The 26397-nt window shown below is 69.7% G+C and carries 22 protein-coding genes; 13 read left to right on the top strand and 9 right to left on the bottom strand.

Annotated elements, in window-relative coordinates:
• The first annotated feature begins 82 nt into the window (after positions 1-82).
• Together ABD357_RS41650 and ABD357_RS44985 are read left to right on the top strand one after the other, a co-directional pair.
• Complete coding sequence (locus ABD357_RS41650) at positions 83-505, top strand: winged helix-turn-helix transcriptional regulator (RefSeq protein WP_344396767.1); 423 nt, start codon at positions 83-85, stop codon at positions 503-505.
• A 165-nt stretch (positions 506-670) separates the two neighbouring features.
• Positions 671-1606: a heparinase II/III domain-containing protein gene (locus tag ABD357_RS44985; protein ID WP_425585223.1), complete on the top strand. Its 936-nt coding sequence runs from the start codon at positions 671-673 to the stop codon at positions 1604-1606.
• Here the strand turns inward: ABD357_RS44985 and ABD357_RS41645 are convergent.
• The 5 genes from ABD357_RS41645 to wecB all read right to left on the bottom strand — a co-directional run bounded on the left by ABD357_RS41645 (position 1559) and on the right by wecB (position 8163).
• Positions 1559-2206, bottom strand: a complete 648-nt coding sequence (locus ABD357_RS41645; RefSeq protein ID WP_344396766.1) for an FkbM family methyltransferase — start codon at positions 2204-2206, stop codon at positions 1559-1561. The two genes, ABD357_RS44985 and ABD357_RS41645, sit on opposite strands and share 48 nt — an antisense overlap.
• A 126-nt stretch (positions 2207-2332) precedes the next feature.
• The gene (locus ABD357_RS41640; protein WP_344396765.1) at positions 2333-4549 is read right to left on the bottom strand and encodes a glycosyltransferase; all 2217 of its coding nucleotides are present in this window, start codon (positions 4547-4549) and stop codon (positions 2333-2335) included.
• Positions 4546-6363: a hypothetical protein gene (locus ABD357_RS41635; RefSeq protein ID WP_344396763.1), complete on the bottom strand. Its 1818-nt coding sequence runs from the start codon at positions 6361-6363 to the stop codon at positions 4546-4548. The genes ABD357_RS41640 and ABD357_RS41635 overlap by 4 nt, the downstream gene beginning before the upstream one ends.
• Positions 6363-7082, bottom strand: a complete 720-nt coding sequence (locus ABD357_RS41630; protein WP_344396761.1) for a class I SAM-dependent methyltransferase — start codon at positions 7080-7082, stop codon at positions 6363-6365. The genes ABD357_RS41635 and ABD357_RS41630 overlap by 1 nt, the downstream gene beginning before the upstream one ends.
• A complete protein-coding gene (wecB, locus tag ABD357_RS41625; protein ID WP_344396759.1) occupies positions 7075-8163 on the bottom strand; it encodes a non-hydrolyzing UDP-N-acetylglucosamine 2-epimerase in 1089 nt (362 codons plus the stop codon). The genes ABD357_RS41630 and wecB overlap by 8 nt, the downstream gene beginning before the upstream one ends.
• A gap of 38 nt (positions 8164-8201) precedes the next feature.
• Here wecB and ABD357_RS41620 point away from each other — a divergent pair, with 38 nt between their 5' ends.
• The 3 genes from ABD357_RS41620 to ABD357_RS41610 all read left to right on the top strand — a co-directional run bounded on the left by ABD357_RS41620 (position 8202) and on the right by ABD357_RS41610 (position 12303).
• Complete coding sequence (locus tag ABD357_RS41620) at positions 8202-9653, top strand: glycosyltransferase (protein WP_344396758.1); 1452 nt, start codon at positions 8202-8204, stop codon at positions 9651-9653.
• A gap of 124 nt (positions 9654-9777) precedes the next feature.
• The gene (locus ABD357_RS41615; RefSeq protein WP_344396757.1) at positions 9778-11070 is read left to right on the top strand and encodes a nucleotide sugar dehydrogenase; all 1293 of its coding nucleotides are present in this window, start codon (positions 9778-9780) and stop codon (positions 11068-11070) included.
• A gap of 66 nt (positions 11071-11136) precedes the next feature.
• The gene (locus tag ABD357_RS41610; protein ID WP_344396755.1) at positions 11137-12303 is read left to right on the top strand and encodes a glycosyltransferase; all 1167 of its coding nucleotides are present in this window, start codon (positions 11137-11139) and stop codon (positions 12301-12303) included.
• Between the two features lie 705 nt (positions 12304-13008).
• On the opposite strand, the gene ABD357_RS41605 is transcribed toward ABD357_RS41610, so the two are convergent.
• The 3 genes from ABD357_RS41605 to ABD357_RS41595 all read right to left on the bottom strand — a co-directional run bounded on the left by ABD357_RS41605 (position 13009) and on the right by ABD357_RS41595 (position 15110).
• Complete coding sequence (locus tag ABD357_RS41605) at positions 13009-13464, bottom strand: alpha/beta hydrolase (RefSeq protein ID WP_344396754.1); 456 nt, start codon at positions 13462-13464, stop codon at positions 13009-13011.
• A 29-nt stretch (positions 13465-13493) separates the two neighbouring features.
• A complete protein-coding gene (locus tag ABD357_RS41600) occupies positions 13494-14438 on the bottom strand; it encodes an NADP-dependent oxidoreductase (protein WP_344396753.1) in 945 nt (314 codons plus the stop codon).
• Between the two features lie 96 nt (positions 14439-14534).
• The gene (locus tag ABD357_RS41595) at positions 14535-15110 is read right to left on the bottom strand and encodes an NAD(P)H-dependent oxidoreductase (protein ID WP_344396752.1); all 576 of its coding nucleotides are present in this window, start codon (positions 15108-15110) and stop codon (positions 14535-14537) included.
• Between the two features lie 385 nt (positions 15111-15495).
• Here ABD357_RS41595 and ABD357_RS41590 point away from each other — a divergent pair, with 385 nt between their 5' ends.
• Together ABD357_RS41590 and ABD357_RS41585 are read left to right on the top strand one after the other, a co-directional pair.
• Complete coding sequence (locus ABD357_RS41590; RefSeq protein ID WP_344396751.1) at positions 15496-15999, top strand: MarR family winged helix-turn-helix transcriptional regulator; 504 nt, start codon at positions 15496-15498, stop codon at positions 15997-15999.
• 252 nt (positions 16000-16251) lie between these two features.
• Positions 16252-18309, top strand: coding sequence for an ATP-binding protein (locus ABD357_RS41585; protein WP_344396750.1), 2058 nt, complete (start codon positions 16252-16254; stop codon positions 18307-18309).
• On the opposite strand, the gene ABD357_RS41580 is transcribed toward ABD357_RS41585, so the two are convergent.
• Positions 18236-19120 (bottom strand): class I SAM-dependent methyltransferase, encoded by an 885-nt coding sequence (locus ABD357_RS41580; protein ID WP_344396749.1) that lies wholly within the window; start codon positions 19118-19120, stop codon positions 18236-18238. The two genes, ABD357_RS41585 and ABD357_RS41580, sit on opposite strands and share 74 nt — an antisense overlap.
• Positions 19121-19319: 199 nt before the next feature.
• On the opposite strand from ABD357_RS41580, the gene ABD357_RS41575 reads away from it, so the two are divergent.
• The 6 genes from ABD357_RS41575 (at position 19320) to ABD357_RS41550 (ending at position 26243) form a co-directional block, all read left to right on the top strand.
• Positions 19320-20555, top strand: a complete 1236-nt coding sequence (locus ABD357_RS41575) for an ROK family transcriptional regulator (protein ID WP_344396748.1) — start codon at positions 19320-19322, stop codon at positions 20553-20555.
• Positions 20556-20769: 214 nt separating this feature from the next.
• On the top strand, positions 20770-22101 hold the full coding sequence (locus ABD357_RS41570; RefSeq protein WP_344396747.1) for an ABC transporter substrate-binding protein: 1332 nt from the start codon (positions 20770-20772) through the stop codon (positions 22099-22101).
• Positions 22102-22105: 4 nt separating this feature from the next.
• Positions 22106-23065, top strand: a complete 960-nt coding sequence (locus tag ABD357_RS41565) for a carbohydrate ABC transporter permease (protein ID WP_344396746.1) — start codon at positions 22106-22108, stop codon at positions 23063-23065.
• A 5-nt stretch (positions 23066-23070) separates the two neighbouring features.
• The gene (locus ABD357_RS41560) at positions 23071-23991 is read left to right on the top strand and encodes a carbohydrate ABC transporter permease (protein WP_344396745.1); all 921 of its coding nucleotides are present in this window, start codon (positions 23071-23073) and stop codon (positions 23989-23991) included.
• Positions 23992-23997: 6 nt separating this feature from the next.
• Positions 23998-25266: a 6-phospho-beta-glucosidase gene (locus tag ABD357_RS41555; protein WP_344396743.1), complete on the top strand. Its 1269-nt coding sequence runs from the start codon at positions 23998-24000 to the stop codon at positions 25264-25266.
• Complete coding sequence (locus tag ABD357_RS41550) at positions 25257-26243, top strand: N-acetylglucosamine kinase (protein WP_344396741.1); 987 nt, start codon at positions 25257-25259, stop codon at positions 26241-26243. The genes ABD357_RS41555 and ABD357_RS41550 overlap by 10 nt, the downstream gene beginning before the upstream one ends.
• Positions 26244-26397 lie beyond the last annotated feature (154 nt).

Below are 26397 nucleotides of genomic sequence, written 5' to 3'. Positions count from 1 at the left end.
TCGCAGTCTTCCGTCGTGGTTCTCATCGGTAACTACGCTTGATCCTTGACCGCACGCCCACGGGCTACAAGAAGGCAGTTTGATGTCACTCACGCACACCGGGGTAACCGCCACCCCCGCCGACCTCGAGCCCTGCGGACGCGAAGACCACCCCGACTGCGGCATCCGCGACGTCCTGGACCGCATCGGGGACAAGTGGTCGGTGCTCGTGATCGTCGAACTCGCGGGCGGGCCGCGCCGGTTCCGCGAACTGCAGCGCGCCATCGACGGCATCTCCCAGCGGATGCTCACCCTCACCGTACGCAGGCTCGAACGCGACGGCCTCGTGTTGCGCACCGTGTACCCGACCGTCCCGGCCCAGGTCGACTACCGCCTGACCGAGACCGGGACCGGCCTGACCCACCTGGTCAAGGCACTCGCCGACTGGTCCCTCGCCCACCGTGCCGCCATCGCCGAGGCACGCAGCGCGTACGACCAGACCCACCCCGACCACGACATCCGCTGACGAGAACCGACAACGCCCCTACCGGACGTACGTCGAGGATGTGCTGCCCCTGTGAGCTCGTCTCCTCCGGCATGCCCGCCTGCAAGGTCACGTCGGTCGGGGGCCAGCCCAGTACGCGCATCGCCCAAATGATGTCCTGGCCGTCAGTTGAAGGATGAGCACTTCATGTCCTTGCGGTTCGGCCCGGCACGGATCATCCACGGCCATAACGACCATATGTCCGTCACTTACTACGGGAATGGTCGTGACTTGATCGTTGACGGTGGGCATGACGGATATCGGGCCGATACCTACCGGAACTATCTCCGGTCTCCAGCTGCCCACAACATCGTCGAAGTCGTCGGTGTCCGGCACCGTTGGGACGCTCCGACACGGCTCACGCGGAAGACATTGGGTCCGCGGCACCAGTTTTACGAAACCACCGACAGAGCATACGGAGGAATCACCCGTACTCGGGGTGTGCTCCTGGTCGAGGATCCAGGATTCCTGCTCGTGTATGACCGAGGGCACGACCAGCAGGCACGCACCTGGGGAGCGATGTGGCACCTGGCTCCCGACTTCACACCCAGAGAGATCTCGCACTCCTACGTCAGTGCCCTGAGTGCCGACGGCAGAAGTCGGCTGCTTGTCAGCCAGGTGCCTCTTCCCGGCCACTCTGTGCCATCTGACAATACGCGTGTCGTACGTGGTGCCAGAGATCCGTACCAGGGCTGGGTCTCCCCTGCCGAAGGCCAACGGCTACCGGCAAGCACAGTCATGATGCATCGCCACGGGAAGGAACTTCGAATGCTCACCTTGATCGTTCCAGGAACCGCCCGTCAACCCGTCTCCTCATCGGTGCCCCAGGGATCCGATGGCTGGTATCGGGTTACCGTCCGCATCGGATCAGGCGAACGCACAATCCGGGATCCGCCCCGATGGCCATATGACGGGCTGACCTGTTCTGGAGGACTCGGTCTGGCCGGCCCAGCTGTACGCGCGCCGCTGGACCAGCGAAACGGTCTACCAGTCGGAGGCAGCCTGACGCGACCTCGCGATCTGCTACGACAGGGCCTACGGCCTCCCGCCGGGAGATGGCACGATGAACTCGTACGTGGGTGAGGCATTGAACACATTTCCTGTGGCCTGGTACCCGTGCGGTTCCAGAACGGAAAGGATCCGGGCCATTTCTTCCTCCGTGTGCGCCTCGGCGAACACCCTCGGCCGGTGATGCCTCAGCATTTCCTGGGCCCCCGCGAGCGCCTGCGCCTCCATGCCTTCGATGTCGAGCTTGATTACGGCGACAGGCCCTCTCACGAGCGTATCCAGCCGACGCGTGTGGAGCGTGTGGTTCACCCGGTCCAGACGGACGTCTACAGTGCCCTCGCGGTCGGACAGCGCCCAGTGTGAGGTGGTCACTCGGCTCTGTACGTTGTTGAGTTCCAGGTTGCGTTGAAGGCGTTTCATTGCTGCTGAACGCGGTTCGAAGGCATATACCCGGTCAGCAGGGCAGTGCACGGCGAAGAAGACCGTGTGTGTTCCGATGCACGCGCCGACATCAACGTATGTTCCTGGGATCTGCAACGAGGCAATGTAGTGAAGGAAGGCATGTTCATAGAATTTGCCCTTGAGTAGCGGCCCATACATGGTGCCGGGGCTCTCCGGATCGACGCCCTCGTCGTCGAAGTGGCAGACTTTCCCCGCATACTTGATGTCGATCACAAGTGGTCTCCTCTCATTGTTCAAACCGGTTTCGGTCGTCACGCTTCCACAGCACAATCCGCCATGCGTCCCGGTCCTTGATGACGAGTCCCCGGGCACCGGGCAGCGCTGCGGGGGACTCGGGCATCACCCGGACACGAGCAGTTCCGCCCAGTCTTGGGCCACCCGCTCCAGCGAGAAGGAATTCCGCACCTGAGTGCGGGCCAGCTCTCCGGCCGACTGCCAGTCGTCCGGGCCGAGATCGGCGATGGCGTCGGCCATCGCCTCCGGGCTGTCATGGATCCACTGTCGGTCGTAGATCTCGTCCGCACCCGCCCAGGGCAACAGCGCAGGTACGGCGCGGGAGGCCATGCTCTCGGCCGTGGCGAGGTGGAAGCTTTCCAGGTCGCTGGTGGACAGCACATGGCCAATGCGCCTGAGCCAGCTCGGCACGTCCGGTCCGAAGGCGTCGAAGACGACGGCTCCCTCCAGCAGCGGCGAGGTCTGCACGCGGCGCAGCACGGCGTCGTAATGCGCGCGCTCCTCGGGCTTGTTCCAGATCCACCAGTAATCCCACGGCGGCTTCGACTTGACCGACAGATGCCAGCGCCGATCCTGGGCGCGCAGCTTTTCGAGGACGTCGAGGCCGAGGTCGAGGCGTTTGAGGCTCGGCACGATGCCGATCATGCCGAGGCGGAAGCGGGCCCCGGGCACCTTGGGGCGGTCGAGCTGAGCGGTGTCGACCCAGTTCGGGATGACCGTGATCTTCGACTCCGGCCAGCCCGTGTGTTCGCGGGTGCTGCGGGCGTACTGCGGGCTGACGCACACCACCCGGTCGACCGCGTCGATGTCGACCTGCCGCGGCCATGGGCCGGTCAGTTCGAAGCGGTGCAGCCGTACGACGAGACGGCTGCCGCGTCGCTTGTGGCGGCTGTACCAGACGGCGGCAGGTCCGCACCACTCGACGAACACCACGTCGGCCCAGTCGGCGAGCTCCTTGCTCGCGGCCGGGTCGTGGCGGGCGAGCGCGGGCCAGGCGTCGATGCGTACGTCGAGGCCGGGCAGTGCGCGGAAATGGTCGAGCAGCCGGGTGAGGAACTTCAGGTCGTGGCCCGCGACACCGACCCGCAACGGCTGTTGCCGAGCGCCCACGGCAGGTGATCCCCCCTTCTCGAGCGAAGTCGAGAGCCTGGAGGAGGACGGGAAGGCGCGGTCGAGGTGCGCGCGCCAGCGGTTCGCCGCGGCCTCCAGGGTGTACCGCTGGGCGGCCTCCCGGCAGCGTTCGGCCGCCAGCCGCCGGGCTCCGGGCTCGTGCACTGCGAGCGCGACGGCGTCGGCGGCGTCGGCGAGCACGGCGCCCCCGGGCACGTACAGCGGATAGTCGCGGCCGAGCAGCGTCTCGTGCGCGGGCGTGCGGTTCACGACGACGGGCAGACCGAGTACCCCGAACTCCAGGATTTTGGTGGAGAGTTCGAGGCTGGCGTCGAGGAACGTGTCCCTCCAGCCCAGACCCAGATCGCAGTCGGCGGCAATGCACATGGCCTCCTCGCGGGACTTGCCGCCGTGGTGGTGGACGCCGGGTGCGCGCAGCGCCTGGATCATCTCGGCCTTGAAGTCGGGGCAGGCCCGGTCGTCGTGGATCTTGTCGCCCACCGTGTGGAGTTCTGCACGGATGTTCCGCTTACCGAGCAGCGTCGGCAGACGTGTCATGGGCAAGGTGTTCCAACGCGGCGCGAACTTGCCGGTGTAGACGAGCCGTAGTGGATCGTGCGGCCTGTCGCGCTCCGGCAGGGAGAATGCGGGTACGGGCACGGCGGGTGGGCAGAGCGCGCTCTTGCCGCAGGCCTCGGGCACCCAGGTCTCCAGGAAGCAGCGCAACTCCTCCGTCTGGCACAGGATGTGGCGGCAGGAGCCGGCGATGCGGGCGAGGTCCGTGCGGGCCGCCTCCGTCATCTCGGCGGCCGACTGCGGGATATCGGTGAGATAGGCCCAGATCCGTTCGTCGAAGGCGCCGTCGGCGACCAGGCGCCTGACCACTCTCTGACCGCGCAGCACCAGCAGGTCGCAGCGCTCGTCACCATCCAGCCGGGCGAGCAGCTGCGAGGCCTGCACGGGTGAGAGGGAGGAGCGCGGCCCCTGTTCGGGCACCAGCCGCTTCTCGTAGGGGCGCACCACCGTGACCCCGGGCAGCCCGGCCAGCGGTTCGATCAGTCTCTCGGTGCGGACCGGTGACTTGAGGACGAGCCGGGTCCGGCAACCCGCCCGCGACAGTGCCTGCACCGTCGACTGGGCCCATACGGCGGAGCCGTCGATGATGTTGAGGTCGACGTCGCCGTAGACGAGGGCGTTGAACGTGCGGGTCATGCGATCTCCTTCCCGCTTACGGCGAACAGCCGGTGCCCCTTGCGGAACCAGGTGTCCGCGGAGGTGCCGGCCAAGAACAGGGACCGCCGGACGAGGGAGGGCCGCAGGTCCGGTACGAAGGCGTAGTCGTCGTCAGCGGGCGTGTGGCCCACGGCGTCCGCGCCCGAGTACTCCTGGGCGCACATCAGGTCGAGCAGCAGGGTGTCCGGGCGGTCCACGGACAGATCGGTCCAGTCCGCGACCCACGGGGCGGTGGGTTCCCCGTCGTGGACGGCGACGCCCGCGGCGGTGAGTTCGTCGAGCGCGGCACCCGCCGGGTCGGGCACGACCACCTCGGTCGGCCGGTGCACCTGGCGGAGCACCTGGTCGGTGAGCCGGGCGATGTCGGTGTCGTCCCGGGGCGAGGCCAGGATGGCGACGCGTCGCCGGTCCAGCGGGTCGGGGGCCCCGACCAGCCTGGCGAGCCGGGACAGCCGTACGGGGGTGCCGGCGTGGCTGAACGCCTCCCACAGCCCTTCCCTGCCGTCCGCGACCGGGTCCAGCCCGGACAGCCGTACGCCGGTGTCGCCGTCGATGACGGCGTCCCAGGCGAGGTGGGCGAGCCCCGGTGCACCTGACGTCGGGGCGTCCCGCCACAGCACCGACTTCCGTCCCAGGGCCTTTGCCTGGCCTACGAGTTCGGCCAGGCTGCGGTCCAGGTCGGGGGCCAGTCCGGTGCCGGTGAGCGACCACGGACCGACGGCGTCGGAGCAGGCGCTCAGCTGGACGACGAGCGCGTCCGGGTCGGTGCGCTCCACGAGCAGCCGTCCGTCGTGCGGCAGTAGCCGGTTGACGACGGCGTACGCCGCGAAGTCCTCGGCGGTGCTGTCGCCGAGCACCCCCGCGATCACTAGCCGGTCGCGGGGCGCCGAGGAGAAGCCGCGGTGGGCGAGGTGGAGGCGGCCGTCGGGCACGGCGGCATCCGCTTCCCGGGTCTGTGGGACCGGGGCCGGACGGGCCGCCGTTCCGCGCCCGCGTCCACGCCACATGCCGTACAACTCCCGCGGCAACCGCACCATCCCGCGCCCCGGTGACCGGGCCGCCGCGACCAGCGCCCGTCCGGCCCGCAGCGAAGTCGAGCCCTCCAGCATGGCCACCCGAGCCTCCAGCAGCTCGACCCGGTCCCGGGCGCCGCGCAACGCGGAGTCCAGCTGCGCCTTCTCCCGCGTTACGGCGGCCAGGTGCTCGGCCGTGCCGCCGTCGCGCGCGGCGTCCAGGGCGCGGGTGGTCTCCTCGGCCGTACGCTCCAAATCGAGCGTGCGGGCGCGCAGGGCACGGGAGGCGAAGTCGGCGAGGACGTACTCGCCGGCCACGCGCAGCTGCGTGGCGAGGCCGTCCGACGGTACGGGACGGCCGAACCAGTCGTGGAGCGGCAGGAGTTCCTCGGTACAGGCGAAGACCGCGCCCGCGTGCAGGTGGGTGTAACCGAGGGCGGAGGCGCGCAGCACCTGGCAGCGATGGGTGACCAGATGGTCGAGCAGCCGGTGGTAGGGCAGTTCGAGGCCGTCATGGCCGAAGAGGATCAGGCCACGGCCGCCGGGGCGCATCCTCTTCAGTACGGTGAGGCAGGCCTCCTCATCACCGTGCAGCTTGGGATCGGGACCGTAGGACAGCAGCACCAACTGGCCTGGGCCGATGGGCTGTTCGTGGGTGCTCAGTCTGACACCCGGCGGCAGATGAACATAGCGGTCAAGGCGCAGACCGCCGCCCGCCGTGGCGTCCACGACGGTGGTGACGCCGTCCAGGTGAGGGTGGAGCAGATCGGTCAGGCGCATCAGCGGGTCCTCGTGAAGACGTGGAAGCCGAGTGGGTTCTCGCGGAATCCGTAGGGCTTGAACAGGGTGTGGCGCAGGCCGAGGGGATCGAGTTCCCGGCGGTAGGCGGCCGTTGGGCGGTGCACGATGTAGTCGCCGAGCGGGGTGCGCTCGTTCCCGTCCTGGTCGGCGACGATCAGACGGCCGGTGACCCGCACGAGGGAGGCGAGATTGCGCAGACCGGCCGCCCACTGCGCGTCGTCCATGACGTGGAAGAGGACGTCCACGCACAGCACGACGTCGTACGGCCAGGGGTTGCGCCAGCCGGTGAGCGAGGCTTCGGCGTAGCGCGGACCGCCGCCCTCGGCGCGGGCGTGCGCGACGGCCGCGGGGCTGGTGTCGAAGGCGTCGACGCGATGGCCGCAGCGTGCGAGTGCCCGGGCGAAGTGCCCTTTGCCGCAGCCCGCGTCGAGCACGAACAGCGGGGACTGGGGGCTCGACAGGTCGCCGATGAGGGTGAGCAGGGCGCCGAGCCGCAGCGCGTAGAAGATCTCGTTGCCGGGGCGGTCGAGGCCGATGTGGCCGCCGGAAGCGAGGTCGTCGCGTTGCCGGTGGCGGGTGTTCCAGTAGGCGCGGGTTCGGTCGTCGGCCGTGGTGGGGGCGCCCGTCGCGGCGCGGTTGTCCGGCGTGGTGCGGGTTCCCGGCGTGGCGAGGTCGTCCGCCGTGGTGACGTCAGCCATGGCTCTCCAGCCACCGGGTGAGCACACGCGCGATACGAGGGCCGGCCTTCCCGTCCCACAACGGCGGCCCCTCGGCCGACACCGTCGCCGTGCCGGCCAGCACCTTGTCCAGGGCGGGCGCCAACTCGTCATGCCGCACCAGGCGGTTGGTGCCGTGGGTGACGGTGACCGGGCGCTCGGTGGTGCTGCGCAGGGTCAGACACGGGACGCCCAGCACGGTGGTCTCCTCCTGGACTCCGCCCGAGTCGGTGATCACGGCTGCGGCGCCCCGGACCAGGCTCATGAACTCCACATAGCCGAGCGGTTCGAGGAGGTGGATGCCGGGCGCCTCCGCGAGGCCCGCCGCGCGCAGCGCCGCCCCGCTGCGCGGATGCAGTGGTACGGCGAGGTCGAGGTGGGCCGCGGCCTCGGTCAGGGCGCGGGCGGCGGCCCGCACCGCCTCGGGGTCGTCGACGTTCGCGGGCCGGTGCAGTGTGACCACGCCGTAGCGTTCGGGCAGTCCGTACGCGGCACGGGCGACGGCCGGGTCGAAGCGGTCCAGATGGCCGAGCAGGGTGTCGATCATGGGATTGCCGACGAGGTGGACGCGGGCCGGGTCGACGCCCTCCCTGGAGAGGTGGCCGACAGCTTCCGGGCTGGTGGCGAACAGCAAGTCGGCGAGCTGGTCGACCAGGCGCCGGTTGACCTCCTCCGGCATCGTCATGTCGAAGCTGCGCAGGCCCGCCTCGACATGGGCGAGGGGGATGGAGAGCTTGGCGGCGACCAGGGCGGCGGCGAGCGTGGAGTTGACATCGCCGTAGACCACGACCACGGTCGGCTCACGGGCGGTCAGCTCGGCCTCCAGCGCCACCAGCAGGTCGGCCGTCTGCCGCGCGTGGCTGCCGGAGCCGACGCCGAGGTCGGTGTCCGGTTCGGGCAGGCCGAGCTGGCGGAAGAAGACGTCCGACAGGCGTTCGTCGTAGTGCTGCCCGGTGTGGACGAGGGCCTGGTCGCAGCCGGCCGCGCGCAGCGCGGCGACGACCGGTGCCGCCTTGACGAAGTTCGGCCTGGTGCCGACGACATGGAGTACCTGGCCGTTCATTTCCGTTGTTCTCCGCTCCGTCGGCCTACCGTTACGATATGTCACTTCGTATCCCATATGCACTTATTCTTGCGGCATCGGTGGCCTGGGCCGAGCTGCGCCACGACCCCGTTCGGGCGATACTGCTCGGTTTGCGTCTGTTGCCGACGGCTGCCCGACGCCGACTGCGCCGGTTCGAGCGGTGGCTCACTGCCCGCGCCCGCACGGCCGGACCGACCGCGACGCCCTCCGCGGCGCGGCTACCCGCACCCGCCGGGCGGACCATCCGGCCCGTGCCGGGCCGGGTGCTCCACCTCGTCACCAACGGGCTGCCGTTCAAGCACGCCGGCTACACCGTGCGCACCCAGGCGCTGACCGAGGCACAGCGGGCGGCAGGGCTCGATCCGCACGTCGTGACGCGCATGGGGTTCCCGGTCGCGCAGGGGGTGCTGGACGCCCGCCCCTTGCACATCGTGGGCGATGTGCCGCAGCACCGGCTGCTGCCGCTGGTGCTGCCGTACGGGCAGAGCGCGGCGCTGGCCCGCAACGTCGAGTTGGCCGGCGGTCTGGTGGAGCGGCTGCGGCCCAGCGTCTTGCACGCGGCGACCGACCACGGCAACGGGCGTGTGGCGCTGGCCCTGCGCGAGAGCTACGCACTGCCCGTGGTCTACGAGGTACGGGGCTTCCTGGAGGAGACCTGGCTGACCCAGGCCCCGGGCCGTTCCCGCGACGACGAGACCTACCGCACCCGGCGCGATCTGGAGACGTACTGCATGCGCGAGGCCGATCTGGTGCTGACGCTGGGCGCGGCGATGAAGGCCGAGATCGTGGCGCGGGGGGTGCCCGAGGAGCGGGTCCTCATCTCACCGAACGCGGTGGACGAGACATTCCTCGCTCCGCTGCCGGACGGCGCGCCACTGCGTGCCCGGCTCGGCATCGCTTCGGACGACCTGGTCGTCGGCACCGTCAGCAGTCTTACGCCACACGAGGGCATCGGCACGTTGCTCCGTGCGGGTGCCGAGTTGCGGCGCCGGGGAGTACCCCTACGACTGCTGATCGTGGGCGACGGTCCGGAACGCCCAGCGCTGCAGCGACTTGCCGCCCGACTGGGCCTCGACGACGGCGTCGCTCTGTTCACCGGTCGGGTGCCGCACTCCCAAGTGCGCGATTACTACTCCGCGTTGGACGTCTTTGCGCTGCCACGCACCGACGAGCGCGTATGCCGTCTGGTGACCCCACTCAAGCCGGTCGAGGCGATGGCGAGCGGCCTTCCCGTCGTCAGCAGCGATCTCACAGCCATGCGGGAACTGGTCGAGCCGGAAGTGAGTGGTCTCCTGATTCATTCTCAATCATCCCGTGTCTGGGCAGATTATCTAGAAGAACTTATTTACTGTCAAAAGCGACGAAACGAATGGGGAGCAGCCGCCCGTGAGCTGGTCGCGCGCGAACGCACCTGGAAACGGGTCGCGGCCACGACCCGTGAGGCGTACCGCAGTCTCGGATGCGTCTGACGCCCAGATCCCCCAGCCGCACCGTCTTGCACCTTCGGTCCATCACGTCCTGCCGTCCGGCAGGACCTGCCTTGAGGCGGAGTGAATCGCTATGCAACTCTCACCGGCCGAACCGCTCGGGGAATTGAGTGCACTACTGGCGGAGGAAGAACGCGACGACCGCGTCGAACTCGCAGTGATCGGGCTCGGTTACGTCGGACTGCCGCTCGCGCGCGAGGCGGCCTCCGTCGGCCTGAGAGTCGTGGGGTTCGACAGAGATCCCCGGGTCGTCGCGGGACTCAACGCCGGCCGCTCCCACGTAGACGACGTGTCGGACGAGGACGTCCGCCGGATGCGGCAGGCGGGATTCACGGCGTGCACGGACGACGCCTGCCTCGCCCGGGCGCAGACCGTGGTGATCTGCGTGCCGACCCCGCTCAGCGGGGACGGAGGACCCGACCTGAGTGCGGTGGCCTCCGCGGCCCGCGCGGTCACGAGCAGGCTGCGGCCCGGACAACTCGTCGTCCTGGAGTCGACCACCTATCCGGGCACCACCGAGGAGATCGTACGGCCGCTACTGGAGGAGTCCGGGCTACGGGCGGGCGAAGACTTCGCACTGGCCTTCTCACCGGAGCGCATCGACCCCGGCAACACCACGCACGGACTGCGCGAGACACCCAAGGTGGTCGGCGGCTGCACCCCGTCGTGCGCCGCCCAGGCGGTCGCCTTCTACGGAAAGCTCGTCGACACGGTCGTCCAGGCCAAGGGCACCCGCGAGGCCGAGATGGCCAAACTGCTGGAGAACACCTACCGGCACGTGAACATCGCACTCGTCAACGAACTGGCCATCATCAGCCGCGAGTTGAATGTCGACGTCTGGGACGCCATCCGCTGCGCGGACACCAAACCGTTCGGCTTCCAGGCCTTCCGGCCGAGCGCCGGAGTGGGCGGGCACTGCATCCCCATCGACCCCAACTACCTGTCGTACAAGGTGCGTTCCTCGCTCGGCTACGACTTCCGCTTCGTCGAGCTCGCCCAGGACATCAACCGGCGGATGCCCGAGTACGTCGTACGCCGCGCCCAGGACCTCCTCAACACCGCCGGCCGGCCGCTGCACGGCTCCCGGGTGCTGCTGCTCGGCGTCACCTACAAGCCCGACGTCGCGGACCAGCGCGAGACCCCGGCCCTGCCGGTGGCCCGGCTGCTGCGAGGGCGGAAAGCCGAGGTGTCCTTCCATGACCCGCACGTGCCGCTGTGGACCGTCGACGGGGTGACCGTCCCCCGCGTCTGCGACCTCATGACGGCCGTACGCGATCACGACCTGACGATCCTGCTGCAGGACCACTCGGCCTACGACCTGCCGTTGCTCGCCGACGAGGCCCGCCTGCTGTTCGACACCCGAGGGCGGATCTTCCAGCCCGGGGTCGAAGTCCTGTAGACCGCCCCATCCACCGCGGCACGTTCCAACGTCCCTGGGCTGCCGGGGAGTTATGAGGTTCTTTGAATGCGTGTACTCGTCGTCACCATCGTGCATCACCCCGAGGATGCGCGGATCCTGCACCGGCAGATCGCCGCCCTGCGGGAGCGCGGCCACCAGATCGAGTACGCCGCGCCGTTCACGGCGTACGGGGTGACGCCGCGGCCGGGCATCGAGGGCGTGGACCTCCCCCGGGCCGCCGGCCGCGACCGCCGCGCTGCGCTGCGCGCGGCCCGCAAGCTGCTGGCCGAGCGCGGGCCGGAGGCGGACGTGGTGCTGCTGCACGACCCCGAACTGCTGCTGGCTGTGCCCGGCGCGATGCGCCGCTGGCGGCGTGGCGGGCGGGCTCCGGTGACGGTGTGGGACGTGCACGAGGACACGGCGGCGGCGCTCGTCATGAAGCGCTGGGTGCCGGGCGTGCTGCGGCCACCGCTGCGGCTGGGAGTGCGGGCCGCCGAACGGCTGGCGGAGCGGCATCTGCGGCTCCTGCTGGCCGAGGACGCGTACCAGGCCCGCTTCCGCCACGTCCAGCCCGTCGTGCCGAACTTCGCGACCGTACCGCCTCTCCCGCCCGAGCCGCCCTGCGACGACCGCGTCGTCTATCTGGGTCGCCTGTCGCGGGCGCGCGGCGTACTGGACATGATCGAAACGGCACGGCTGCTGGGACCTGCCGTGCGGGTCGAGGTGATCGGCGAGGCGAACCCGGACGTACGAGATGCACTCACGCAGGCCCACCGGGAAGGAGTCCTGCGCTGGTACGGCTTTCTGCCCAACAACCGTGCGCTCGCCAGGCTTTCTGGCGCTCTGGCCGGCCTCTCCCTCCTGCACGACCAGCCCAACTACCGCCACTCACGCCCGACCAAGGTGGTCGAGTACATGGCCCACGGTGTGCCTGTCGTCACCACACCCACGCCGCTCGCGTCGGAGCTGGTCGAGCGGCACGGCTGCGGACTGGTCGTACCGTACGAGGATCCGGCGGCCGCGGCGGAGGCCGTACGACGTCTGCGTGGCGACCCCGAGCTCCGAGCGCGCGCAGCTCGGCAGGGTCGTGAGGTTGCCCTCGCCGGCCTGAACTGGCGGGTCAGAGCGGCCGAGTTCGCGGCCCTCCTGGAGCGATGGGTGAAGGAGGCGGACGCCGGCATGCACGCCGCTTCCGGCTCCGTACCCAAGAGTGACGCGGCTCTGGTCGGCTGACCACGGCTCCGGACCTACGGTCCCCAGTCGGCGGGCCCGGTCTGCGGCCGCGGCGGCGTCGGCGCGCATGAGGATGGTGCGGCGCAGGCCGGGTGAGTCGTCGGGGCACTGGCGGCTTCTGCTTCGCCACAGTGCCGGTCAGCCACCGGCGACCTCGCGCTGCGCGGCGCGCGCGATGTCACCGGCCTCCCGTATCGCACGGTCGCGCACGGCCGGATCCGGGCTGCTGATCGCCGCTCAGCGGCGTGGAGTCGCCGGGCGGTCTCCGGATGGCGCTCGATCTCAACAACGACGCCCCACTGCCGGTAGAACATCCGGAGCGGTACGACGCTGTCCTCGTCCCGGCCCGCACGAACGCCTTCTGCAGGTCCTCGAAGAACTCGAGGAGCCGGGACGGCGGGACCGTGGCCACGGCCTGGCGCAGGGTGCACCAGCGGGAAATCGCGCGTCAACTGTCCTGGGCCGTCGGCTTGGTGGGGAACTGCTGCGACTGCGCGACGCCGTCGGAAAGACACAGCAGCAGGCCGCCAATGTCCTCGACGCGACCAACTCGAAGATCGTGAAGATGGAACGCGGCTGGATGCCGATGCGGACGTCGGCATCCGCGCTCTGTGCGAGCGCTACGGCCTCGACGACCGCAAGGCCGTAGCCCGGCTCCCGACCTGACCAGGCTGGACCGCGAGCGCCGTGTCGGCTGCCTCAACCTCATCGGCGGCGTGTTCGTGCAGCCAGCGCAGTGCGGTGTAGGCGTCCTCGAGCGGGGTCGGGAAGGGGTGGGTGCTCGGGGGCGCGGCGGTACTCGACTGACAGCATCGGTACGCCGCTGGCGGAGACGTAGCGGGCGAGCGGCCCGTCGAACAGGTCGATGTGGCCGAAGATGTATCCGCCGCCGTGGAAGAACAGCACGGCCGGGCGAGGCGCCGCGCCGTCCTTGGTGTACCAGCGCATGGTGATCCGCGCGCCGTCGCCGGTGGTCGTGTAGTGCTCGCTGGTCTTCACGTCGGCCGGGACCGGCTGGGCCGTTCCCGCGGCGCCGATGATCGGCTCCCACATGGCGCGCCGCGCCGAGATGTCCCCCACGGCCGGTGGTGTGGCGTCCGCCATCGCGCCGGCCATCGGGGCCAGCGCCTCGGCGATTTCGGGATCCAAACTCAGTGCCATGGCCTTTTCCTTTCGGTGGAGGATCGGCGTCAGGCGACGGGCGGGACGACGATGACCTTGCCGTGCACCGCGTTTTCGGCGGCCCGGGCGTGGAGCGCCGGCAGCTCGGCCAGCGGCACCCGCTCGGCGACGTCGACGCGCAGCTCGCCGCGGTCGATCAGCGCTACCAGCTGCGACAGCTGGTCGGCGTCACTGCGGACGAACAGGTCGATGCCGCGCACGCCGCGCTCCTGGTCGGAGGGCGCGGGCATCCATACCGTCGTGTTCACCACGACCCCGCCCGGACGGACCAGTGTGACGAGCGCGGCCAGCTCGGCCGGGTCGACCGGCGCGAGGTTGAGGACGACGTCGACCGGCTCGGTCACCGCCGCGCTCACGCCGGTGGTGGTGTGGTCGATGACCTCATCGGCGCCGGCCGACGTGACCGCCTCGCTGCTGCGCGGGCTGGCCGTGGCGATCACGTGGGCCCCGGCTCCCTTGGCCAGCTGCACGGCGTAGCCGCCGACCGCTCCGCCGGCGCCGTTGATCAGCACGCGTTGCCCGGCCGTCAGCTTGCCGTGGTCGAACAGCGCCTGCCACGCGGTGAGGCCCACGAGTGGCAGTGCGGCGGCGTCGGGCAGGGGGATGCTCTTGGGCGCCGGCGTCAGGACCTCGGCCGGCGCGAGGACGTACTCCGCGGCGGCGCCGTTCCCGTCCATCGGCAGGAAGCCGATGACGTCGTCACCGACCGCGATGCCGTCCACGCCCTCGCCCAGCGCGTCGATGGTGCCGGCGACGTCGATGCCGGGAGTGTGCGGCAGCACCACCGGGATGGGGCCGCGCATGAAGCCGCCGCGGATGTTGCCGTCGACGGAGTTGAACGACGTCGCGGCGACGCGGATCCGGACCTCACCGGCCCCGGGGACGGGCTGCTCCACGTCCTCGTAACGCAGGACGTCGGGGTCGCCGTACTCGTGGAAACGTACTGCCTTCATTTCGGTTCTCACCTTCACTGCAGTCGATGTTGCTTCGAATTCGAAGCAACTGTAATGACGATACCTCTGCTTCGAATTCGAAGCAAGTGTTGTCGGTCACTGCCGGTGCGAGCGCATCGCCGCGGCGAGTTCGGCGGCGGCTTGGTCGATGCAGGCGCGCAGTCGTGCCGCGTCGCTGTGAGCCGTGGCCGGCCAGTCGGCGGGGTCGGCGACGACGACCGTGGGCACGGGGTCGGCGTGCACGCCGGCCAGGCGCCTGCGTAGCACCTGCGCGAGGTCCGGCGGCCGCCAGCGGGAGCCGCTGTTGAGCGCCAGCAGCACCGGCATGCCGGAGAGGACACCGTCCCCGAGGACGGCGAAGAACAAGTCGAGCACCTCGCTCGGGGAGGCGGCGAGCACCGGGGTCGCCACCACGAGCCCGTCGGCCGCCACGACCGCCGCGATCGCCTCCCGCAGGTCGAGGCTGACGCGGTCGTGGGTGGAGTGCTGGGCGAGGTCGGCCGCCAGCCGGTGCAGCTCCAGCACCTCCACCTCGGCGCGCGCACCACCGACCGCCAGTGACCGGCACACAGCCTCCGCGACCCAGTCCGCGAGCAAGCGGGTCGGGCGCCCGTAGCCGACGCCGGCGCACAGGACGGCCAGAGACACCGGGCTCCACGCGGCGGTGTTCATCCCGACATCGTGTTCATGGCTTCCTCCCCGCGGCCGGGCTGTCGTGCCGTCACCGGGGAGGGCCGCGGACGACGTTGCGCGAGGTAAGGGGTGTTCATGGCCGGTCCTCGAGATCTGTGGGCGGCGGCGCCGTCCTTCTGCTCGCAACCCTGCGCCGCATCACTGCCCGATCTCCATGTTCTGCGGTGCTCAGCCGGGCCCAACACTGCCCACACCGTGCGCGCACGAGGTCACGACATCAGACCCGTGAGACCCTCGCGTCCGGCTCAATACACCCGGCCGGGATGGCATCGAAACACGCGGAGAAGTTCGGTTCCAGCGCCGCCTGCGGTAACTGGAAGTCGCCACCCCACACTCTTCGAATTCGAAGCAGTAGACTTCGGTCATGCCTGATTCACCGCCGTCGCTCGACCCCGTGCAGCTCCGCGCTTACTTCGACCTCATCGAGGTGACCAGCCTGCTCCGGCATGCCGTCGAGCAGCAGCTGCGCGAGGCCGGCGATCTCAGCTATGTGCAGTTCCAGCTGCTGGCCCGCCTCGGGGACTCGCCGACGGGCAGTCACCGCATGACCGACCTGGCCGACGGCGTCGTCTACAGCCGCAGCGGCCTGACATACCAGGTGGATCTGCTCGAGAAGAAGGGCCTGGTCATCCGCGCTCCCTCGCCGGACGACGAGCGGAGCATCACCGTCACCATCACCGATGCCGGGCGTGCGCTGCTTGCGAAGGTGCTGCCGGGTCACGTCGAGGTAGTCAGCGGCCTCCTGTTCGAGCCGCTTTCGCGCGACGACGTCAAGGCTCTCGCCGGCCTGCTGGCGCCGGTGCGCGACCACATGCGCTCGACGCCGTCTCGCTCGGCCGCACCTCGCCGCCGCAAAGGCGGAGCATAAGGATCCGACCCAGGCCACGCAGAAGGGACCACGACACGTCCCGCTCGACGTGGGGCCAGTGGAAGAAGCGACGAGCCACGCCGAGGACAGGGACCGTGGCGTAGCACCCGGACGACGTCGAGTCGGTGCTGCATACATGCGAGCAGCGCTCTCCGTCCCGGGTGCTGCCCCGCGCTCGGTGCTACTCACGTCGAAAGCGCTTCATCAATAGGATCTTCGACGGCAAGATGGGCCTGACGAGAGGAGCCCGGATTGGGTGCGAGGGGCCTGGCGGGCCGGCTGGCCGCGGCACGAGCCGGTGCGCTGGTGGGCAGGGAGCCGGAGCGGGCGGTGCTCGACCGGATGCTCTCGGGCGCGGCGCAAGCGCCGTTTGTGGCGTACCTGCACGGCCCCGGTGGCATCGGCAAGTCCTCGCTGGTGCGCTACGCCGCCCGGCAGGCGGAACTCACCGGCCGCCGCGTGGTGCACGTGGACGCACGGTTCCTCGACGCCGATCCGCGCCGACTCGAGGAGGCCGCCGCCCCGGCGTGCACCGAACCCGGCACGGTGCTGCTCATCGACACCTTCGAGCAGTGCCAGCCCCTCGAGACGTGGCTGCGCGAAACCTTCCTGCTCCGGCTCGCCGACCATTCGATCGTGGTTGTGGCCAGCAGGACCGCCCCCGACGCCGAATGGTCGCTGGACCCTGGATGGGCGCAACTGTTCACCGCACTGGCCGTGCAGCCGCTCGACGCCGCCCAGTCCGACGCCCTGCTCGCCGCCCGGGGTGTCCCCGCCGAGCAGCGCGGCGCCTTCGTCGCCTTCGCCGGAGGCAGCCCGCTCGCCCTCTCGCTGGCCGCCTCCGTGCCCGCCGCGGCACCCGGCGCACCGTGGTACCCCACCGGCGACATCCTGACGACCCTGGTCGAGCGGCTGGTCGGCGACCTGCCCGGCGCCGTCCACCGACGCGCCCTCGAAGTCGTCGCGCAGGCCTACGTCACCCGCGAGCCCCTGCTCCGCAAAGTGCTGGGTGACCAGGACACCAACACGGTGTTCTCCTGGCTGCGCCAGCTGCCCTACATCGAGGCCACGCCTGAAGGGCTGCACCCGCACGACGCGGTGCGGGCGACCCTCGAGGCCGACCTGCGCTGGCGGGACCCCGAGCGCTACGACGACGTCCGCGCCCGCATCTCGCTCGCCGGCCTGCACGCCGTGCGCTCCGCCACCGCCGACGACGCGCTCTTACGAGTCGCGGAATGGATGTTCCTCTTCCGCGACCAGGGCGGCCCGGACAATCTGTACAACTACCGGACGCACCCCCATATCGAGGACACTCCGCTCCGGTCCGAAGACGTGCCCGGCGTGCTGCGCATGACCGAGGAGGCCGAGGGCCCGGCATCGGCAGCCGCGGTCGCACACTGGCTGCGCCGCCAGCCGGAGGCCTTCCGCGTCCACCGCTACGCGGGCTCTTCCGCACCCGTTTCGTTCATGGCCATCCTGCGGCTGGACGCACCGCTGCCGGAGGACCGCGCCGAAGACCCGGTGATCGCCGCAGTCTGGGACCTCGTGGAGGCGGCCGCTCCCCTGGGACCGGGCGAGCACCTGGGCATCCGCCGCTTCGCGGTGCAACCCGGCGGGCACCAGCGGCCCTCACCCCTGATGGAACTCATCAGCCGGCGCACCATCGCCGAGGAGATGACGAGCCACGGACGCGCGGTGACCTTCACCGTCTTCGAAGACGCCGACCGGTGGGGACGCTACCTCGCCAAGGCCGGGATGCCGGAGGTCGCGGCCGTGGACGTCGGCGGCCTGCGACAGCACGTCTTCGGCCGGGACTGGCGACGGCAAACAGTGGAACAGTGGGTGCAACACCGGGCTCGCACCGCGGTCACGCCCGTAGCGACATGGCCTGCAACCGCCTCCACGAGGGGCCCAGGCGACCAGCTGCCGCGCGCCGCGTTCGAGGAAGGCGTGCTCGAGGCGCTGCGCACCTGGCAGACCCCACGCGAATTCGCGACCAGCGTCCTGCTGCACTCCCATCTCGTGCCGTCGGGCTCACCCGACCCGGTCGCGGACCTGCGCGGCGCCATCACCACCGCCCTCGACGCGATACAGATCGACCCCGCGGGCGTCAAAGCCCACGAGGCTCTCACCGCCACCTACATCACGGCCTTGCGCACCCACAAGGCCGCCGCCCGGCGACTGGGGGTGCCCTACGGCACCTACCGGCGCCACCTTGCCCTGGCCAAGGAACGCCTCATTGAACAACTGCTGCGTCAACCGGCCACGGCATCCACACCGACCCCGCCACACTCGTCCCCGGAGGAGTGAGGCCACCGCGGTACCGCGGGGCAACGTCCTCAGGAGGACGGCGCCGCTGTCCGCGGACCTTTACCGCAACATGCGGGAGCTGCGCCCGCGGAGCGGCGGCACCGTCAGCATCCGGATGTTGTTCATCTTCGACCCCGTCCGGCGTGCGGTATTCCATGAAGCTCCCGCCCACCAGCCGGACGTCGGCCGACCAGCCGAGGGTGGCGAGATCGGCGGTCAGCGTCTCAGGGGCGTGGAAGACCTTCACTACGCGATGCCGGCTGCCGTCGTCCAGTTGGCGCACCACCGCGGAAGCGGACTGCGGCGCGAGAAATTCCTCGCGCCAGGCCTCGGACGGGCCCTCGTCGATGAAGATCGCCTTGCCTTGCGGGGCGAGTGCCTCGCGGACCGTGTTCCAGAAAGCGGGCAGTCGTGACGGCGGGACGTGCGAGAGCCAGAATGCGAAGAAGACCGTGTCGTAGCGGCGGGACGGGTGCCAGGTGAAGACGTCGGCCTGGGTGAACAGGACGTTGGGGGACGTGACGCGGGCGCACGCGATGTCCAGTGTCTCCGCCGCCGCGTCGAGCGCGGTCACCGAGCGGGCGCGTTCGGCGAGTGCGCCGGTCCACTGGCCGGTTCCGCAGGCCAGCTCCAACACGTCCCCGGAGATGGGGAGTTCGTCGGTGGCGGCCAGCAGGTTCCGTAGGTCCTCGCGCTCGGCATAGACCCGGTCGTACTCGGGTGCTCTGGCCTGGTAGTAGGCCATCTGCTCCGCCAGAAGGGCGTCGTCCGGAAGGCCATGGTCCACAAGCGCTTCGTCCTCGCCAGCCATGGGCCGACCCTAGCCGTACAGCCCCACGTAACGACTTTGTTGCCTGGCAGTGGCTGGTATTGACGCTTCCGTGGCCGAAGGCCTACCTTCCTCAACCAATAGGAAAGTTTCCTAACAGTGATTCGGGCAAGGTCCCGCATGGACGCCTGCACGAGATCGCTGAGAAGCTGGCCAAACGGAAGGGCAGGTGACGACAGCGATGGCAGGATCCGCCGGTACCCCGGGCACCCCGCGTGTCCTGCGCGCCATGAACGACCGGGCCGCTCTCGATCTGCTGCTGGAGCACGGGACGCTGTCGCGGACCAGGATCGGCAACCTCACCGGCCTGTCCAAGCCGACCGCCTCGCAGCTCCTCGCCCGGCTGGAAGCCGCCGGTCTCGTCGTCGTGACCGGCACCAGTGAGGGGCGGCCGGGGCCCAACGCCCAGTTGTACGCGGTGAACCCCGCCGCCGCCCGGGTCGCGGGCCTCGACGTCACCCCCACCGGAATCCGCGCCGCGATCGCCGACATCACCGGCGAGACCGTCGGACGGTTCGAACTGCCGACCCCCGGCCGCAGCGCACAGGGCGCCATCGACCGCGTACTGCTGGCCCTGGACGGCGCGGTCAAGGACGCCGGGCTGCACCGGGCCGACGTGCACCGGGTCGTGATCGGTACGCAGGGCGCCTTCGACCCCGCCACCGGCAACCTGCGTTACGCCAGCCACCTGCACGGCTGGCACTCGCCCCGGCTGCTGGAAGACATGGCCGCCGCGCTCGGCCCCATCCCCTTCGAAGTGGAGAACGACGTCAACCTCGCCGCCATCGCCGAGCAGCGCATCGGCGAAGCGCGCGGCTGCGAGAACTTCACCCTGCTCTGGGGAGAACGGGGCTTCGGCGCCGCGGTCGTGATCGGCGGCCGGCTGCACCGGGGCGCCACCGGAGGCGCCGGCGAAGTCGCCTTCCTCCCGTTGCCGGGAGCCCCGCTCGTACGCAATGTCGCCCGGAGCAACTCCGGCGGTTTCGAGGAACTGGCCGGTCGCCGGACCGTGTTGCGCCTGGCACGCGAACACGGACTGGCGGTCCCACCGGGCAGCGGCGGTGGCACCCTCACCGAGAAGGCCGCCGCGGTGGTCGCCGAAGCGGCCCATACGGCCGAGAGCCCCGGACCGGGGCAGGCCGTGCTCACCGAGTTCGCCACCCGGCTCGCCACCGGACTCGCCGCGGTCGTCGCGGTGATCGACCCCGAACTGATCATCCTCGCCGGCGCGGTGATCACGGCCGGCGGCGAACCCCTGCGCTCCCTCGTCCAGTCCGAGCTCGCCGAACTGGCCGTCCCCCGCCCCGCCATCCGCCTCAGTACGACACCCGACAGCCCCGTACTGACCGGCGCCCTGCAGTCCGCCCTCGCGGCCACCCGCGACGAGGTCTTCGACACCACGGGTCGCACCCCCTGACCCGTACTGCCTGTACTGCCTGTACTGCCTGTACTGCCTGTACTGCCTGACCGGTACCCCCAGCCTCGTACTGCCGGACCGGTACCGCCTGCCCACACCACCTGATCCATACCGCCTGATCCGCGGGCTCCGCCCCTCCTCTCCCCTCCCCACGCACGCCCAATTCCCTTCGCACGCCCAAAAGTTCCCCGCGTACGCCCCAAGGAGTTCAGTCATGCCCAGAATCAGTCCCGTACGTCTCGCCGTCGCGGCCACCGCGCTCGCCCTGACCGCCACGGCCTGCACCGGTTCCAGCACGTCCGGTGCGACCGACGACGCGAGCAAGCCGTCCACCATCACCTTCTGGCACCCCTGGAGCGCGCCCAACGAGGTCAAGGCGATCGAGGCGAACGTGGCGGCCTTCGAGAAGGCGCACCCCAACATCAACGTCAAGGTCGTCGGGAACGTCGACGCCGACAAGGTGAACCAGGCGCTGCGCGCGGGCGGTTCGAACGCACCGGACGTGGTGGCGTCCCCGGAGACCAGCAACGTCGGCAAGTTCTGTTCGTCGGGTGTCTTCGCCGACCTCGATCCATTCCTGGAGAAGTCGAAGATCGACACCGCGAAGACCTTCCCCAAGCCGATGCTGGACTACACCCAGTTCGAGGGGACGCGCTGCGCACTGCCGCTGCTCGGCGATGCCTACGGGCTCTACTACAACAAGACGATGTTCGAGGAGGCGGGCATCACGTCCCCGCCCAAGACGCTCTCCGAGTTCAAGGCCGCCGCGATCAAGCTGACCAAGAGCAAGGGCGGCAGTTACTCGCAACTGGGCTTCATGCCGAACTTCCACGGCTACGAGGTCACCGTCCCGCACCTCGCGGCGCAGTGGAGCCCGGAGTACTTCACCGCCGACGGCAAGTCGAACGTCGCCAAGGATCCGGCGTTCAAGGAGCTGCTGACCTGGCAGCAGGACATGGTGAAGTCGCTCGGCGGCTTCCAGAAGCTGGAGAAGTACCGCTCCACCTTCGGTGACGAGTGGTCGGCCCAGAACCCGCTGCACACCGGGCAGATCGCCATGAACATCGACGGCGAGTGGCGCGGCGGGATGATGAAGGACGCGGGCGTGGACTTCGAGGTGGGTGTCGCGCCGTTCCCGGTCCCGGACGACCAGGCGGACACCTACGGCAAGGGCTTCCTGACCGGCACGATCATCGGCCTCGCCAGCACCAGCAGCAAGCAGAACGCCGCCTGGGAGCTGGCGAAGTACATGACCACGGACACCGACGCGGTCGTCTCCTTCGCCAACGCCATCAACAACGTCCCCTCGACCTTCGCGGCACTTGAGTCCCCGAAGCTCGAGAACGACGCGACGATGCAGGCCTTCGTGAAGATCGCTCAGAACCCGAACAGCAACACCGCGCCCGCCGCGGTCAACGGCAGCGCGTACCAGGAGACGCTGCAGAACCTCGCGTACGACTACGAGTCCGGCAAGGTGAAGGATCTGGACGCCGGCCTTGCGAAGGTGGCCGGCCAGATCGACACCGACATCGCCAAGGCGAAGTAGCCCCATGACGATCCTGCACGGCCACTCGGCGGCGCTTCGCTCGAAGCGCCGCCGGGAGGGGCTGCGTACGCTGGCGTTCCTCTCCCCCTGGCTCATCGGTTTCAGCGTCTTCTTCGTCTATCCGCTGCTCTCGACCGTCTACTTCTCTTTCATGAAGTACGACGGCTTCAAGCCGCCCACCTTCAACGGGCTGACCAACTGGACGTACGTCTTCACGGACTATCCGTTCTTCTGGGCCGCGATGCGCAACACCCTGTGGCTCGTGGTGATCATGGTGGCGGCACGGGTCGTCTTCGGGCTCGGCGTCGGGCTGCTGATCACGAAGATCAAGACGGGTGCGGGCGTGTTCCGTACCTTCTTCTACCTGCCGTATCTCGCCCCGCCCGTGGCGGCGACCCTCGCCTTCGCCTTTCTGCTCAATCCCGGCACCGGCCCGGTCAACCAGGTGCTCGGCGACCTGGGTCTGCCGACGCCGGGCTGGTTCAACGACCCGACCTGGTCCAAGCCGGCGCTGACGCTGCTCGCGCTGTGGGGCATCGGCGACCTCATGGTCATCTTCATGGCCGCGCTGCTCGATGTGCCCAAGGAGCAGTACGAGGCCGCCGAGCTGGACGGGGCAGGCTCCTGGAAGCGCTTCCGGTACGTCACCCTGCCGAACATCTCGCCCATCGTGCTGTTCGCCGTGGTCACCGGCGTGATCCAGACGATGCAGTACTACACGCAGCCGCTCATCGCCGGTAAGACGGCCAGCGGTGTCATCGGCGCCGGGGCCGGCCAGATCTACGAGCCCGGCTACCCGGGGAAGTCCACGCTGACCCTCCCCCAGCTCATCTACAGCCTGGGCTTCCAGCGCTTCGACACCGGCTCCGCCTGCGTGGTCGCACTGGTGCTGTTCGCTCTGTCCATGGCATTCACCGCGCTGCTGATGCGCCGCCGCGGCGGCCTGATCACGGTGGAGGACTGATCCCCATGACCCACACCGTCACCACTCGCCCACCTGCCCCCACCAAACCCGTCGGCCCGCTCGGTACAGCCGGCCGGAGCTCCGCGGCCCGTACCGCCCGTCGCAAGGCGCTGCTGCACTGGATCGCCGTGCACTGCCTGGGCATCGCCGCTGCCCTCTTCTTCATCATGCCGTTCGTGTTCATCCTGCTCACGTCCCTGATGGACGATCGGCAGGCGCTGACCAGCGCCCTGTGGCCGAGGTCCTGGAACTGGGACAACTACGCGAACGTCTGGAACGCCCCCGGCTTTCTGACCTGGTGGCGCAACACTCTGATGTACGCGGGCCTGGGCACCCTCTTCACCGTCGTCTCCAGCCTTCCGGTGGCGTACGCCCTGGCGAAGTTCCGCTTCCGCGGGCGCCGGATCGCGACGATGCTCGTGATCTCCGCGATGATGCTGCCGCCGCAGGTGATCATCGTTCCGATGTACCTGTTCTGGGCCAAGCAGATGCACATGACCGGCACGCTGTGGCCGCTGATCATCCCGATGGCCTTCGGCGACGCCTTCAGCATCTTCCTGCTGCGCCAGTTCCTGCTGACCATTCCGGGCGAGTACCTGGACGCGGCGAAGGTCGACGGCTGCGGTGAGCTGCGCACGCTGCTGCGGATCGTGGTGCCGCTGGCCAAGCCGGGGATCGCGGCCGTAGCGCTGTTCCAGTTCTTTTACTGCTGGAACGACTACTTCGGCCCGCAGATCTACGCGAGCGACAATCCAGCGGCCTGGACGCTCAGTTACGGCCTTGAGTCGTTCAAGGACAACCACCATACGAACTGGAATCTGACCATGGCCGCGACCCTGCTGGTCATGGCGCCCGTGATCATCGTGTTCTTCTTCGCGCAGAAGGCGTTCATCGAGGGTGTCACGCTTACCGGAGTGAAGGGCTGACCGACCGTGAAACTGGCAGTAGTGGGCGGGGGTTCGACATACACCCCCGAACTCATCGACGGCTTCGCCCGGTTGAGAGACACCCTGCCCGTCGAGGAGCTGGTGCTCGTCGATCCGGCGGCCGAACGGCTTGAGCTGGTCGGCGGCTTGGCCCGGCGCATCTTCGCCAGGCAGGGGCACGGCGGCCGGATCGTCACGACCTCCGACCTGGACGCCGGCATCGAGGGAGCCGACGCCGTCCTGCTCCAACTGCGCGTCGGCGGACAGGCCGCCCGCGAGCAGGACGAGACCTGGCCCCTGGAGTGCGGCTGCGTCGGGCAGGAGACGACCGGTGCGGGCGGTCTCGCGAAGGCCCTGCGTACGGTGCCGGTGGTGCTGGACATCGCGGAGCGTGTACGGCGGACGAATCCGGGCGCCTGGATCATCGACTTCACCAATCCGGTCGGCATCGTGACCCGTGCCCTGCTCGAAGCCGGTCACAAAGCGGTCGGGCTGTGCAATGTGGCGATCGGTTTCCAGCGGAAGTTCGCCGGGCTGCTCGGCGTCGCACCCGTGGACATGCACCTCGATCACGTCGGGCTCAACCACCTCACCTGGGAGACGGGTGTACGACTCGGAGGTCCCGAGGGCGAGAACGTCCTGCCGAAGCTGCTCGCCGAGCACGGCGACGCCGTCGCCGCCGATCTGCGCCTGCCCCGCCATGTCCTCGACCGCCTTGGCGTCGTCCCCTCCTACTACCTGCGCTACTACTACGCGCACGACGAGGTGGTACGAGAGCAGCACACCAAGCCGTCGCGGGCCGCCGAAGTGGCCGAGATGGAAGGCGAGTTGCTGAAGATGTACGGCGACCCGGAGCTCGCCGAGAAGCCGGCGCTGCTCGGCAAGCGGGGCGGGGCGTACTACTCGGAGGCGGCCGTCGGCCTGGCGGCCTCGCTGCTCGGTGGCGGGGCGGGAAGTCCGTACCAGGTCGTGAACACGTACAACAAGGGGACGCTGCCCTTCCTGCCGGACGACGCCGTCATCGAGGTCCAGGCGGCCGTCGGATCCAGCGGGGCCACTCCGCTGCCAGTGCCGTCGGTGGATCCGCTGTACGCGGGCCTGATGGCGAACGTCACCGCGTACGAGGACCTGGCACTTCAGGCCGCGCTGCTCGGTGGCCGCGACCGGGTGTTCCGCGCCCTGCTCGCGCATCCGCTGGTCGGCCAGTACGCGTACGCCGACACCCTCACCGATCAGCTGATCGCGCACAACCGGGAGCACCTCGCGTGGGCGTGAGAGCGGGTGTTCTCGCCATCGACGCGGGGAACAGCAAGACCGATGTCGCCGTCGTCGCGCGGAACGGGCGGGTGCTCGCCGAGGCGCGCGCGGGCGGTTTCCGGCCGCCCGTGGTCGGGGTGCGGCAGGCCGTTGACACCCTGGCTCAGGCTGTCGACCGGGCCTTCGCCGAGGCGGACGTCACGTCCGTGGACCATGTCTCCGCGTGTCTCGCCAACGCCGATCTCCCCGTCGAGGAGGAGGAGTTGGCCGCCGCGCTGCACGCGCGCGCGTGGGGCACGAGTACCGAGGTGCGCAATGACACCTTCGCGATCCTGCGCGCCGGAGTCGCCGAGCCGCGCGGGGTGGCGGTGGTGTGCGGCGCGGGCATCAACTGCGTCGGCATGCGGCCCGACGGACGCATCGCCCGCTTCCCCGCCATCGGCCGCCTCTCCGGTGACTGGGGCGGCGGCGGGGGCCTGGCGGAGGAGGCCATCTGGCATGCGGCGCGCGCCGAGGACGGCCGGGGCGGCCCGACCGTGCTGGCCCACGCCCTGCCCGCCCACTTCGGCCTCGACTCCATGTACGCGCTGATCGAGGCGTTCCACCTCAGGCACCTGGGGCACGAACGGCGTCACGAACTGACGCCGGTCCTGTTCGCCACGGCAGCGGCCGGCGACCCGGTGGCCTGCGCGCTCGTCCACCGGCTCGCGGAGGAGGTGGCGGTCATGGCGAGCGTCGCCCTGTCCCGACTGGAACTGCTCGACGAGGACGCCCCCGTACTTCTCGGCGGCAGCATCCTGGCGGCCCGACACCCCCAACTCGACGACCGGATAAGGGAACTGCTGGCCGAACGCGCCCCCAAGGCCGTACCCCGAGTGGTCACCGCGAGCCCGGTCCTGGGCGCCGCGCTGCTCGGCCTCGACCACGTGGCGGCGCCTGACGGGGTGCACGCGCGCGTGCGGGCGCATTACGAGGGCTCACGCCGGGAACCGTAGGGTTCTGGATGGCGTATTCATGGTTGCGCTGCGGTACGGATTGCACTGCGATACGAACAAGATCCAGTCAGGGCCTGTGCGGATGTCAGTCCCGGCGGGGATACTTGCGGCCGTGCACTTCTTCCCGTGCGTCCTGACGTGCGGGCGGACGTGA

This window comes from Streptomyces vastus (assembly GCF_039532825.1).
Classification (GTDB): domain Bacteria; phylum Actinomycetota; class Actinomycetes; order Streptomycetales; family Streptomycetaceae; genus Streptomyces; species Streptomyces vastus.
Note: the sequence above shows the minus strand (reverse complement) of the source record. Positions and strands in the feature narration are given on the sequence as shown.

What these genes read in the sequence shown, in the direction of transcription:
- ABD357_RS41630 (WP_344396761.1), bottom strand. Translation starts at nt 7,082, where the DNA reads ATGGCTGACGTCACCACGGCGGACGACCTCGCCACGCCGGGAACCCGC.
- ABD357_RS41635 (WP_344396763.1), bottom strand. Translation starts at nt 6,363, where the DNA reads ATGCGCCTGACCGATCTGCTCCACCCTCACCTGGACGGCGTCACCACC.
- ABD357_RS41595 (WP_344396752.1), bottom strand. Translation starts at nt 15,110, where the DNA reads ATGAACACCGCCGCGTGGAGCCCGGTGTCTCTGGCCGTCCTGTGCGCC.
- ABD357_RS41600 (WP_344396753.1), bottom strand. Translation starts at nt 14,438, where the DNA reads ATGAAGGCAGTACGTTTCCACGAGTACGGCGACCCCGACGTCCTGCGT.
- ABD357_RS41575 (WP_344396748.1), top strand. Translation starts at nt 19,320, where the DNA reads ATGGCAGGATCCGCCGGTACCCCGGGCACCCCGCGTGTCCTGCGCGCC.
- ABD357_RS41580 (WP_344396749.1), bottom strand. Translation starts at nt 19,120, where the DNA reads ATGGCTGGCGAGGACGAAGCGCTTGTGGACCATGGCCTTCCGGACGAC.
- ABD357_RS41560 (WP_344396745.1), top strand. Translation starts at nt 23,071, where the DNA reads ATGACCCACACCGTCACCACTCGCCCACCTGCCCCCACCAAACCCGTC.
- ABD357_RS44985 (WP_425585223.1), top strand. Translation starts at nt 671, where the DNA reads ATGTCCTTGCGGTTCGGCCCGGCACGGATCATCCACGGCCATAACGAC.
- ABD357_RS41640 (WP_344396765.1), bottom strand. Translation starts at nt 4,549, where the DNA reads ATGACCCGCACGTTCAACGCCCTCGTCTACGGCGACGTCGACCTCAAC.
- ABD357_RS41610 (WP_344396755.1), top strand. Translation starts at nt 11,137, where the DNA reads ATGCGTGTACTCGTCGTCACCATCGTGCATCACCCCGAGGATGCGCGG.
- ABD357_RS41565 (WP_344396746.1), top strand. Translation starts at nt 22,106, where the DNA reads ATGACGATCCTGCACGGCCACTCGGCGGCGCTTCGCTCGAAGCGCCGC.
- wecB (WP_344396759.1), bottom strand. Translation starts at nt 8,163, where the DNA reads ATGAACGGCCAGGTACTCCATGTCGTCGGCACCAGGCCGAACTTCGTC.
- ABD357_RS41570 (WP_344396747.1), top strand. Translation starts at nt 20,770, where the DNA reads ATGCCCAGAATCAGTCCCGTACGTCTCGCCGTCGCGGCCACCGCGCTC.
- ABD357_RS41620 (WP_344396758.1), top strand. Translation starts at nt 8,202, where the DNA reads ATGTCACTTCGTATCCCATATGCACTTATTCTTGCGGCATCGGTGGCC.
- ABD357_RS41590 (WP_344396751.1), top strand. Translation starts at nt 15,496, where the DNA reads ATGCCTGATTCACCGCCGTCGCTCGACCCCGTGCAGCTCCGCGCTTAC.
- ABD357_RS41605 (WP_344396754.1), bottom strand. Translation starts at nt 13,464, where the DNA reads ATGGCACTGAGTTTGGATCCCGAAATCGCCGAGGCGCTGGCCCCGATG.
- ABD357_RS41650 (WP_344396767.1), top strand. Translation starts at nt 83, where the DNA reads ATGTCACTCACGCACACCGGGGTAACCGCCACCCCCGCCGACCTCGAG.